Below are 11,565 nucleotides of genomic sequence, written 5' to 3' on the forward strand. Positions count from 1 at the left end.
GTCAGGCGTCGAGGAACCGCTCGATCACCGGGGCCAGCTCGTCGGCCTCGGTGACCAGCGCGATGTGCCCCCCGCGGTAGACGTGCAGCTGCGCGTCGGGCAGCAGCCGCGCCATGACCCGCGCGTTCACCACCGGGATGATCGGGTCGTCGTCGCCGGCGACGATCAGGGTGGGCTGCCGGATGAGCCGCAGGAACGGCAGGCTGCTCCAGCCGGTGCTCGAGGCCAGCTGGTAGTAGTAGCCGCGCCGTGGCCCCACCCGGGTGTGCGTGTGCAGGGCCGCCGCCGCGCGCTCGGGCTCGGTCCGCATCGTGCCGCCGTAGATGTGCCCGGCGATCCGGTGGGCGTACTCGGGATCGCGGTGCCGGCGCGGCGTCAGCATGCGGGCCAGCACCCGGGGATGGGCCGGGACCATCAGGGAGCCCGTCGCCGTCGCGGCCAGCACCAGCCGCCGGCACCGGCGCCGGTGCTGCACCGCGAAGTGCTGGGCCAGGCCACCGCCCCACGACAGCCCGAGGACGTCGACCGGCTGGTCGTACCCCAGCCGGGTGAGCATCCCCGCCACCACCGGGCTCAGCGTGGGAAGCACGTACGGGACGACGGGCTTCGGGGAGCCACCCACGCCCGGCACGTCGAACCGGATGACGGTGCGCCGGGGATCGAGGGCGTCGACGAACGGCTGCAGCACCTCCAGGCTGGCGCCGATGCCGTTCATGAGCAGCAGCGGCGGCACCGCGTCGTCGTCGCCGGGCCGGACGGCGACGCGTAGCGTCCGGCCGCCGATGGTCAGGCTGCGGACGAGCTCGGGCCTACTTGTCGAAGACATAGGTCCCCGGCGCCTCGGCGAGGACCTCCAGGCCGTTCCCGCCGAGCTCGGTCGGCGCCGGCACCTCGTCGCCGGCCCGCTCGCCCAGCCAGCTCATGAAGTCCGGCCACCAGGAGCCCTTGGTCGTCTCGGCCTGCCGCAGCCAGCGGTCCGGGTCCGGCGGGGTGGACTCCGCCACCTGGAAGGTGGACTTGGGGTTCCCGGGCGGGTTGACCAGCGAGGCGATGTGGCCGTTGGTGGACAGGATGAACCGGCTCTCGCCCCCGAACAGCTGCGTGCTGCGGTAGCACGCCTGCCACGGGCAGATGTGGTCGGCGATCCCCGCGGTCACGTAGTTGTCCACCGTGATCGCCGACAGGTCCACCGGCGAGCCCAGCATGCTCGACGCCCCCGGCTGGGTCAGCGCGTTCTTCAACGCCACGTCGATGAAGCCCCGGTGCAGCCCGGCGGTCATCCGCGTGGTGTCGGCGTTCCAGAACAGGATGTCGAAGTTCGGCGGGGGCTTGCCCTGCAGGTAGTTGTTCACCCAGTAGTTCCACACCAGGTCGTTGGGCCGCAGCCAGGCGAACACCTCGGCCAGCTGGGCCCCGTCGAGGTAGCCCTTCTTCCGCGAGCGCTCGGTGGCGGCCTCCACCGCCTCCTCGTCCATCAGCGCCGCCATGGTGCCGGCCCGGTTCCAGTCGAGGACGGTCACCGCATAGCTGGCGGCCCGGACCCGGTCCTGCCGCCCCGTGGCGGCCAGGTGGGCCAGCACCATCGCGGTGATGATCCCGCCGGAGCAGAACGCCTGGAGCGCCACCTGCTCCTGGCCGGTGATCCGCTCCACGGCGTCCATCGCGTCGATGACCGCCTGCCCGTAGGTGTCGAGGTCCCAGTCGGCGTGCCGCTCGTCGGGGTTGCGCCACGACATCATGAAGACCTGCTGCCCGGCGGACACGTAGTGCTCGACGATGCTGCGACCCGGCGCGAGGTCGGCGATGTAGAACTTGTTGATCGTCGGCGGCACCATGACCAGCGGCAGCGCACGCACGGTCTCCGTCGTCGGCCGGTACTGGATCAGCTCGAACACCTCGGTCCGGAAGACGACCGCACCGGGCGTGGCCGCGAGGTCCTCCCCGACCGTGAAGGCGTCGGGTTCGACCATCGTCGGCACCCGGGGCGGCTTCGACAGATCCTTCACCAACCGCCGCAGACCCGTGACGGCGCTCGCCCCGCCGGTGTCGATGACCGCCTTGAGCGACACCGGGTTGAGCCCGGGGACGTTGCTGGGCGCCAGCGCGTCCACGAGGTTCGTGGCGGTGAACCGGATCCGCTCGTCGTCCTGCCAGTCCAGGTCGGCGTCCTCGATCAGCTCCCAGGCGGTGCGGGCGGTGGCGAGGTGGGTCTGCATGGCCCGCTTGAGCAGCGGGTTGCCCGTCCAGGCGGGATCGGCGAACCGCTTGTCCTTCTTGCCGGGGGCGAGCTCGGAGCGGCCCACGGTGATCCGGCCGAGCTCCTGGGCGAGCTCCCCGGCCCGGCGGGCGACCGTGCCGGGTTGCCGCGCCAGCGAGGAGCCGAACCGCAGGGCGGTGCCGGCCGGGGGGACCAGCCGGCGCAGGGGGCCGCGGGCGGCGTCGACCAGCACCATGTCCAGGCCCATGGCCGCCTCGGCCGCCTCCTCGGGGGCCCCGGCCGCCGGAGCGGTGTCGGGCTTGCCCTGCGCGGGCGTGGAGGCGGTGCGGGCCGGTTCGGTCGCGGGCTGGGCCATCGGTGAACTCCTTCGACGCGGCCCGGGGAGACGACGGCGCCGTCCCCCGGGGCGCGGTTGTGACCTGCCCCACTGAACCACAGCGGCCGGGGTCCGGCAGGCTGTGCGCCGAGGCCGTCAGACGATGGCGCTCGACCCGGTCACGCCCCGGCCGACGATGAGGGTGTTCACCTCGCGGGTGCCCTCGTAGGAGTAGATGGCCTCCGCGTCGGCGACGTAGCGGCCCACGTGGTTCTCCAGCAGGATCCCGTTGCCGCCCATCAGCTCGCGGGCCCAGCCGACGGTCTCGCGCATCCGCATGGTGCAGAAGGCCTTCGCCAGCGACGCCTGCTCGTCGGTCATCTCCCCGGCCCCCTGCAGGCGTGACAGCCGCGCGCACATCGCTGCCGAGGCGGTGATGTTCCCGAGCATCCGCACCAGCAGGTCCTGCACGAGCTGGAACTCCACGATCGGCTGGCCGAACTGCTCCCGACCCATGGCGTAGCGCAGCGCGTGCTCGTAGGCGCCGCGGGAGCAGCCCACGGCCGACCAGGCGACACCGGCGCGGGTCATCCGCAGCACGTCGGCGGTCTCCCGGAAGCTGTGGGCCTCCTGCAGCCGGTTCTCCTCCGGGACGCGGACGCCCTCGAGCGTGATGTGCGCGTTCTGCACCACGCGGAGCGCGATCTTGTCCTCGAGGTCCACCGCGGTGAAGCCCGGCGTGCCCTGCTCGACGACGAAGCCGAGCACCCGCTCGGTCTCGACGTCCCGGGCCCAGATGATGATCAGGTCGGCGAACGTGGCGTTGCCGATCCACTTCTTCTCGCCGTCGAGCACCCAGGAGTCGCCGTCCCGCCGGCACGTCGTCTGCAGCCCGCGGGCGACGTCGGAGCCGTGCTCGGGCTCGGTCAGCCCGAACGCGCCGATCAGCTCCATGCGGGCCATGGCGGGCAGCCAGCGCTCCTTCTGCTCCTCGGACCCGCAGAGGTAGATGGAGCCCATGGCGAGCCCGCCGTGGACCCCCATGAACGTGGCGATCGACGGATCGCCCTTGGACAGCTCCATGGCGATCATCCCATCGAGCAGCGGCGAGCCGCCCCGGCAGCCGTAGCCCTGGATCGAGACGCCGGCGATGCCCAGCTCGGCCATGACCGGGATGAGGTGGCGCGGGAACTCCGCCCGCGTCCAGTACTCGTTGATGATCGGCTCGACCTGCTCGTCCATGAACGCGCGAACGCGGTGCAGCAGCGCCCGGTCGTCGTCGTCCAGGAGGGCCTCGAGGTCGTAGAAGTCGGACGTGATCATCGACCGGTCGCTCATGTGGGTGCTGCCTCCAGGCGCTGCGGACTGTGGCACCCAGGTACCCCGGCGCCCTGGGCGCAACCAGGCATGCGTGACCGGGCATCCGGGCAGACACCGTGCGAACTCGAGACCCGGAGGTGTCCTGTGCCCCGATCCATCGCCGACCAGACCGTCGAGGAACTGGGTGGTCGCGGCAGCGTGCTGGTCCGCCAGCGCAGCGACCACATGCAGCTCGACCGCATGCTGCACGAGCTCGACGGCGTCACCGGCGCCGACCAGGAGGAGGTGCTGCAGCGCATCGAGCGGCTCGTGTTCAGCCACGCCTTCGCCGAGGAGACGGTGCTGTGGCCGGTCATCCGGCGGGTCCTGCCCGACGGCGACGCCCTCACCCGCCAGGTGGAGGAGGAGCACCAGGAGGTCAACGAGCTGGTCAGCGCGCTAGAGCGGGACGGGCTGGACTCCCCGGAGCGTCCGGCGCGGCTGGCCCGTCTCGTGGAGGTGCTGCGCGAGGACGTCCGGGACGAGGAGGACGTGCTCTTCCCACGGCTGCAGGAGCGGCTCGGCCCCGAGGAGCTCCGGGCGCTGGGCCGCCGCTGGGCGCTCATGGCGCGGATCTCGCCCACCCGACCGCACCCCACCGTCTCCCGGCGCCCGCCGGGCAACGCGCTCTCCGGCCTGCCGCTGTCGCTGATCGACCGCACGCGGGACGTCGTCGACGCCGGGGTGCGCCGCGCGCCGGACCGGTTCGTCCCGGCCGGGCGGGCGGTGAGCCAGGGGCTGGCCGCCGTCGCGGGCCTGGTGGAGCGGGTGCCGCTCTCGCGCACGGGCGACCGGCCACCGACCAGCCGCTGAGCGGCTCCGCCCGCCAGGGCCCCGGACACGTCGAAGGCCCCCTCCCGCATCGGGAGGGGGTTTTCGACCTTCGTGCGTCGTGCTTACGTCGTCTGCTGGGGCTTCGGGTCGTCGCGGGCGTCGAGCTGGATCTCCTTGTCCGCCCTCGGCACGCCGTCCTTCAGCTCCTTCGTGCGCTCCATCTCGGCGTCGAGCTCGATGCCGAAGAGCAGGGCCAGGTTGATCAGCCAGAACCAGATCAGGAAGATCACCACGCCGGCCAGTGCGCCGTAGGTGGCGTTGTAGCTGCCGAAGTTGGCCACGTAGAAGGCGAACAGCGCCGAGGCGATGACCGCCACCAGGATCGCGACGCCGGCACCGGGGCTGACCCACTTGAACCCGCGCAGCTTCACGTTCGGGGTCGAGTAGTAGAGCACCGCGATCATCAGCGCCAGGATCACCAGGATGACCGGCCACTTGGCCCAGCTCCAGACGGTGAGGACGGTGTCGCCCAGGCCGATGGCCTGCCCGATGGCGTCGACCACCGGGCCGCTGAGCACGAGCATCGCCACGATGAGCGCGGCGAAGAGGATGCCGATCAGCGTGATCAGCAGCTGCAGCGGCTTGAGCTTCCAGATCTTGCGGCCTTCCGGCGTCTCGTAGACGACGTTCGCCGCGCGGGTGAAGGCGCCGACGTAGCCCGACGCCGTCCAGAGCGCACCGACGAGGCCGAGCACGAGCGCGAAGCCCAGCGGCGCACTCTGCCCGGCGATGTCCTGGATGACCGGGTTGAGGGTCTCCGCCGCGGACTGGGGCACCACCGCGGTCAACGCGTCGGTGAGCTGCTGCGGGGTGGTGAAGAGGCCCACGATCGCCGCCAGGGCGGTCAGGGCGGGGAACAGCGCGAGCACGCCGTAGTAGGTGAGCGACGCCGCCCAGTCGGTGAGGCCGTCCTCGCTGAACTCCTTGGCCGCTCGCTTGAGCGTGTCGCCCGTGCCGGTGCCGGGATCGGCGCCCGTGGGCGCCTTGTCGGCCCGCGTGCCGTTGACGACGTCGTCGTTCGGCGCGGGGTCGTGCTCGGCGCCGTTGCCGGCGGAACGCTTGCCCGCCGTGGTGTGGCCGGTCGAGCCGGTGGGTCGGGACATGTAGAAGTCCTCCGGGAAGCGGTGACGGTCGGGTCTCCGATGCCCCGGTCGGCCGTGTTCCATGCCGGACCCGCCGGTAACGGTTCGGTCGCACCTGGCCGGCGGCCGGGCGGCGCCGGTCAGCGGATGCCGGACACCGGCGACCACTCGCCGGCGCCGGCGGTGGCCTGCTCGACGTCGGCCAGCCGCTCGGGGCGGTGCCGGGTGCCGCTGCGCCGGTCGGCGCGCATGCCGAGGAGGGCCACCGCGACCACCACCGCGGACGCCCCCACGCCGATCAGCGCGACGAGGGTGAAGGCGATCGCGCGGGGCAGCCCGGTGGTGGGGTCCAGGTTGCCGGCGATCAGCGTGACGGCGAGCGTGCTGCCCAGGGCCTGGCCGGTGGACCGGGCGATGGAGTTCACCGCGTTCGCCACGCCGGTCTCCTCCTCCTCGACGGCGTCGACCACCAGTGCGGGGAGGGCGGCGTAGGCGACGGTGACCGAGAGCTGGGTGAGCACCCCGGCGACGATCACCCACGCCGGCTCCGCGCGGAGGCCGGCCAGCACGGCGAAGCCGGCGACCCCGGACAGCGCACCGGCCACCAGCGTCGGCAGCGCCCCGAAGCGGGTGACCACCCGCCCGGCGAACGGTGCGACGACGATCCCGAGCACCCCGCCGGGCAGCAGGTAGACCACCGCCGCCTCGAGCACACCCACGCCGAACCCGTAGCCGGTCACCTCCGGGGGTGACTGCACGTACTGGAGGACGGCGAGGAACGAGGCGAACAGCGCGATGCCGGTCATCAGGCCGGCCAGGTTGGGCACGACGGTGCGCCGATCGGCGAGCATCGCCGGCCGCACCAGGGGGTGGGTGGTGCGGCGCTGCAGGGCGACCCAGCCGGCCAGCACGACGACCGCCGCGGCGAGGCAGCCGAGCGTGGCCGGTGACGCCCAGCCCCAGCTGTGGCCCTGGGACAGGGGCAGGAGCAGCAGCACCAGGCCGGCGCCGAGCACGATCGCGCCCCACCAGTCGACCCGGCCGTGGCCGGGGACCGGGCGGGCGGGCAGCAGCCAGGCAGCCAGGGCCAGGGCGAGCAGCGCGACGCCGAGGCCGATCCAGAACGGGTGCCGGTAGTCGCCGTCGTCGCCGGTGAGCAGCCCGGTGGCGACCAGGCCGGCGACGCCGCCGACGGCCAGCGTGCTGCTGACCACCGACATCGCGACGCTCAGCCGCGCCTCCGGCAGCTCCCGCCGGAGGACGCTGATCGAGAGCGGGAAGAGCCCGTAGGAGGCGCCCTGCAGCACCCGGGCGGCCAGCAGCACCGGCAGCGACGTCGTCACGATGGCCAGCAGGGTGCCGAGCGCGACGACCGCGAGGATGGCGAGGATGACCGGCCGCTCGCCCTTCAGGTCGCCGAGCCGGCCCAGCACCGGGGTGAGGACGGCGGCGGCCAGCAGGTTCGCCGTCAGCACCCAGCCGGCCGCGCCGGCGGAGACGCCGAGCTGGTCCTCGATCCGGCCGAGCGACGGGACGACGAGGCTCTGCAGGAGCGAGAGGGTGGTGACACCCAGCGAGAGCGCCAGGACGAGCACCGCAGGCCGGGTGCCCGAGCCCGGGCGGGCCGCCGGAGCGGCTGTGGGGTCGGACACGCCAGTGATGCAATCACGGCGGTCGCTGCGCCCGGACGGCGCGGTTGCACGACCGGCTCGTGTGGTTCTGCTCACACTCAGTCAGGTGACGTGGCCGAAGCGACGATTGAGACGGCGTCGGACGGGGGACACAGTGCCTCGACGACGTGCTGTCCGCCCCTGACCCGGCGGCGGCACCCGATGGTTCTCGAGGAGATTGATCTGATGATGTTGTGGCCGGCCGTGACCCTCTTGGGCTTCCTGGTCCTGACGGCCCTGGTCATCGCGATGGGCACCCAGTCCACCGCCCGGTACGAGCAGGAGAAGCGCGCGGCCAGCCGCGCCTCGAACGGGCGGCACTCCGCCTCCGAGGCCGTCCGGGTCTAGCTTCCCCCTCACGCGCGACCGGCGCCCCGCCACTCCCTCGGGAGCGGCGGGGCGCCGTGCTGTGCGGGTCTAGAGGACGTCGGCGGACGTGTCGAGGACCGTGCGGTCCAGCGACTCCAGGAGGTCGAACTGCCCGCGGGTGCGCGGCAGCTCCCAGCGCCAGAAGTAGCGGGCCGCCGCGCGCTTGCCCTCGTAGAACGCGCCGGTGCCGCCCTCGGCCGCCAGCGCCTGCTCGAGCCACAGCCACGCCACCACGATGTGGCCGGTCGCCTCCAGGTAGACGTGCGAGTTCGCCAGCGCCAGGTCGGGGTCGCCGGTGCCCCACAGCGTGGCGGTGACCGCACCCATGCGCGCGACCGCGGCGTCGAGGTCGGCGGCGAAGCCCGCCCACTCGGTGCCGGCCGCGCGGGCCGTCGTCGCCGCGATCGTCTCGCCCAGCAGCTGCAGCCCGGCGCCGCCCCTCATCACGACCTTGCGGCCGAGCAGGTCCAGGGACTGGATGCCCTGCGTGCCCTCGTGGATCGGGTTGAGCCGGTTGTCCCGGTAGAACTGCTCGACCGGGTAGTCGCGGGTGTAGCCGTAGCCGCCGTGCACCTGGATCGCCAGGTCGTTCGCGGCCAGCCCCCACTGGGAGGGCCAGGCCTTGGCGACCGGGGTCAGCATGTCCAGCAGCAGGTGGGCGCGCTCGCGCTCCTCCTGGGTGTCGGCGGTCTGCTCCTCGTCGACCAGTCGCGCGCAGTACAGGCCCAGCGCCATGCCGCCCTCGGCGTAGGACTTCGCGGCCAGCAGCATCCGGCGGACGTCGGTGTGCTCGATGATTGGCACCATCGGCGAGGCCGGGTCCTTGGCGCCCGCCGGGCGGCCCTGCGTCCGGGTGCGCGCGTAGTCCAGTGCGTGCAGGTAGCCGGTGTAGCCGAGCACGGTCGCGCCGACCCCGACGCCGATCCGCGCCTCGTTCATCATGTGGAACATGTAGGTGAGGCCGCGGTGCGGCTCGCCCACCAGGTAGCCGACCGCGCCGGCCTGCCCGCCCGGCGTGTGCACGCCCTCGCCGAAGTTGAGCAGCGTGTTCGTCGTCCCCCGGTAGCCCATCTTGTGGTTGAGCCCGGCCAGCACGACGTCGTTGCGCTCGCCGAGGCTGCCGTCGGGGTTGACCAGGAACTTCGGCACGATGAACAGCGAGATGCCCTTCACGCCGGGCGGACCGCCGGGGATCTTGGCCAGCACGAGGTGGACGATGTTCTCGGTCAGCTCGTGGTCGCCGCCGGAGATCCACATCTTGTTGCCGCTGAGCCGGTAGGTGCCGTCGTCCTGCGGCACCGCCTTGGTGGTGATGTCGGCGAGCGACGAGCCCGCCTGCGGCTCCGACAGCGCCATCGTGCCGAACCAGCGGCCCTCCAGCTCGGGCCGGACGAAGGTGTCGATCTGCTCCTGGCTGCCGTGGGCGAGCAGCAGCCGCGCGTTGCCCATGGTGAGGAACGGGTAGGCCGACGTGCCGACGTTGGCCGCCTTGAACCACGCGAACACCGCCTGGCCGACGGTGTGCGGCAGCTGCATGCCGCCGTACTCCTCGTCGAACGAGCCGGCCATGAGCCCGGCGTCGGTGAACACCTTGAGCGCCTTGGCCACCTCGGGGATCAGCACGGCCTTGCCGTCGACCATGTGCGGCTCGTTCTCGTCGGCCGTGCGGTTGTGCGGCGCGAAGTGGTCGGCGGCGATCTGCTCGGCGAGGTCCATGACCGCGTCGAAGGTCTCCCGCGAGTGCTCGGTGAAGCGCGGCCGCTTGGTGAGCGACTCGACGTCGAGCCATTCGTGGAGGAGGAAGTCCAGGTCACGGCGGGACAGGATCAGCGACGACGACGGCACGAGGGTCTCCAGGGCGCGGGTCTCCGGGGCGGTGCGAACCACTTCACAGTAGGCCGGTTGCTCTCCGGCCGACCGCGGGTAGGGCCGGGGCCCGCCGTCGACCGACCGGGGCCCGCCGTCGACCGAGGAGCTCCCGTGGACCTACCAGCGATCGTCAGCCGCGCGGGAGGTGCCTTGCTGAGCACGCTCCAGCACGTCCGGCTGCCCGGCGTCGGCCAGGCGTCGGTCACCGACGACCCCGCGACCGCGGCCCGCCGCTGGCGGGCGGTGACCGTGCTCAAGGCGCCGGAGCAGGTGGGTTCCGCGGTGTCCCCTCCGGCCCCGCTGGACCGCTTCGGCGAACGGGTCGAGGTGCGCATCGCTGCCGCGCCGGCGGACAAGGGCACCGAGCTCGCGGCCCGCTTCCGGGAGCCGCCGACCGACGAGGAGATCGGCGAGCTGCGAGCCGCGCTGCGCGAGGCCAAGCAGCGGCTGGAGACCGGTGAGGTGCTGCGGGTGGACCCGCAGCCGCACGGCGTCCGCACGCCGACGCCGCAGGGCGCCGCCCTGGAGGGCATGACCGAGCAGGCGCCGAAGGAGGGAGTGCTGTGAAGGCCGCGACCTGGACCGGCGTCAACGAGGTGTCGGTGGAGGACGTCCCCGAGCCGACGCTGCTCAACGACCGGGACGTGATCCTGAAGATCAGCCAGTCGGTCACCTGCGGCTCGGACCTGCACCTGATCGGCGGCTACATCCCGTTCATGCGCGCCGGCGACGTGATGGGTCACGAGTTCATCGGCGAGGTGGTGGAGGTCGGCAAGGAGGTCCGGGACCGGAAGGTCGGCGACCGGGTGGTCGTCGCGCCGTTCGCGGCCTGCGGCAGCTGCTGGTACTGCAGGCAGGAGCTCTATTCCCTCTGCGACAACGGGAACCCGAACCCCGGCATCACCGAGGGGCTGTGGGGGCAGTCGCCCGGTGGGTGCTTCGGCTACTCGCACGCGATGGGCGGCTACGCCGGCAGCCACGCCGAGTTCATGCGGGTGCCCTACGCCGACGTCGGCACGTTCGTCGTGCCCGAGGGCGTCTCCGACACCCGGGCGCTGTTCGCGTCCGACGCGGCTTCGACCGGGTGGATGGGTGCCGACCTCGCGGGTACGAAGCCCGGCGACGTCGTCGCCGTCTGGGGCGCCGGCGGGGTGGGGCAGATGGCCGCCCGCGCGGCGATGCTGCTGGGCGCCGAGCAGGTCGTGGTGATCGACCGGATCCCCGAGCGGCTCGCGCAGGTGCGGGAGCACGTGGGTGCCGAGGCGGTGGACTACACGACCACCGACGTCGTCGCGGAGCTGCGCGAGCGCACCGGCGGGCGGGGCCCCGACGTCTGCATCGAGGCCGTGGGGATGGAGGCGCACGCCCCCGGCACGCCCGGGATCTACGACCAGGTCAAGCAGCAGCTGCGGCTGCAGACCGACCGGCCGACCGCGGTGCGGGAGGCGATCATGGCCTGCCGCAAGGGCGGGACGGTGTTCACCCTGGGCGTCTTCGCCGCGATGGTGGACAAGTTCCCGCTGGGTGCGGCGATGAACAAGGGGCTGACGATCCGCGGCGCCCAGGTCCACGCCCAGCGGTACATCCCCGAGCTGCTCGAGCGGATGCAGCGCGACGAGCTGGTCACCGAGCACCTGGCCACGCACGTGATGCCGCTGACAGAGGCGCCCGAGGGCTACCGGCTGTTCAAGGAGAAGGAGGACGGCTGCGTGCGCGCGGTCTTCCGCCCCTGACCCGCGGACCTGCGCTTTGGGGGTCTTGTTCGGCGCTGACCTGCGATTTCGGGTTGTCGGTGTCGATCGGACCGGCTAGCCTTCGTACATCTGTTCGGCCTCCGGGGATGAGGCG

The 11,565-nt window shown here is 72.6% G+C and carries 10 protein-coding genes; 4 read left to right on the top strand and 6 right to left on the bottom strand.

What is annotated here, in order from left to right:
* Position 1: 1 nt before the first annotated feature.
* From phaZ to ACI790_RS07925, 3 genes are all read right to left on the bottom strand, one after another.
* Positions 2-826 carry a poly(3-hydroxyalkanoate) depolymerase gene (gene phaZ / locus ACI790_RS07915; RefSeq protein WP_456569243.1) on the bottom strand — a complete coding sequence of 275 codons (825 nt, stop codon included), beginning with the start codon at positions 824-826 and terminating at the stop codon, positions 2-4.
* On the bottom strand, positions 810-2,573 hold the full coding sequence (locus tag ACI790_RS07920) for a PHA/PHB synthase family protein (protein ID WP_456569244.1): 1,764 nt from the start codon (positions 2,571-2,573) through the stop codon (positions 810-812). Before ACI790_RS07920 ends, phaZ begins: the two co-directional genes overlap by 17 nt.
* Before the next feature lie 117 nt (positions 2,574-2,690).
* A complete protein-coding gene (locus ACI790_RS07925) occupies positions 2,691-3,872 on the bottom strand; it encodes an acyl-CoA dehydrogenase family protein (protein ID WP_456569245.1) in 1,182 nt (393 codons plus the stop codon).
* A 126-nt stretch (positions 3,873-3,998) separates the two neighbouring features.
* Between ACI790_RS07925 and ACI790_RS07930 the strand changes: the two genes are divergently transcribed.
* Positions 3,999-4,706: a hemerythrin domain-containing protein gene (locus ACI790_RS07930; RefSeq protein ID WP_456569246.1), complete on the top strand. Its 708-nt coding sequence runs from the start codon at positions 3,999-4,001 to the stop codon at positions 4,704-4,706.
* An 83-nt stretch (positions 4,707-4,789) separates the two neighbouring features.
* Here the strand turns inward: ACI790_RS07930 and ACI790_RS07935 are convergent, their stop codons facing one another.
* A complete protein-coding gene (locus tag ACI790_RS07935; protein WP_456569247.1) occupies positions 4,790-5,830 on the bottom strand; it encodes a YihY/virulence factor BrkB family protein in 1,041 nt (346 codons plus the stop codon).
* 119 nt (positions 5,831-5,949) lie between these two features.
* Positions 5,950-7,461 carry an MFS transporter gene (locus ACI790_RS07940; RefSeq protein ID WP_456569248.1) on the bottom strand — a complete coding sequence of 504 codons (1,512 nt, stop codon included), beginning with the start codon at positions 7,459-7,461 and terminating at the stop codon, positions 5,950-5,952.
* Positions 7,462-7,665: 204 nt separating this feature from the next.
* Between ACI790_RS07940 and ACI790_RS07945 the strand changes: the two genes are divergently transcribed.
* Entirely contained in the window at positions 7,666-7,827 is a 162-nt protein-coding gene (locus ACI790_RS07945) for a hypothetical protein (protein WP_456569249.1), read from the top strand.
* A 69-nt stretch (positions 7,828-7,896) separates the two neighbouring features.
* Here ACI790_RS07945 and ACI790_RS07950 read toward each other — a convergent pair whose 3' ends face one another.
* Positions 7,897-9,735, bottom strand: a complete 1,839-nt coding sequence (locus ACI790_RS07950; protein WP_456569250.1) for an acyl-CoA dehydrogenase — start codon at positions 9,733-9,735, stop codon at positions 7,897-7,899.
* 132 nt (positions 9,736-9,867) lie between these two features.
* On the opposite strand from ACI790_RS07950, the gene ACI790_RS07955 reads away from it, so the two are divergent.
* Positions 9,868-10,284, top strand: a complete 417-nt coding sequence (locus tag ACI790_RS07955) for a hypothetical protein (protein ID WP_456569251.1) — start codon at positions 9,868-9,870, stop codon at positions 10,282-10,284.
* Positions 10,281-11,450: a zinc-dependent alcohol dehydrogenase gene (locus ACI790_RS07960; protein ID WP_456569252.1), complete on the top strand. Its 1,170-nt coding sequence runs from the start codon at positions 10,281-10,283 to the stop codon at positions 11,448-11,450. Before ACI790_RS07955 ends, ACI790_RS07960 begins: the two co-directional genes overlap by 4 nt.
* The last annotated feature ends 115 nt before the right edge of the window (positions 11,451-11,565 follow it).

The organism is Blastococcus sp. SYSU DS0539, from assembly GCF_054050855.1.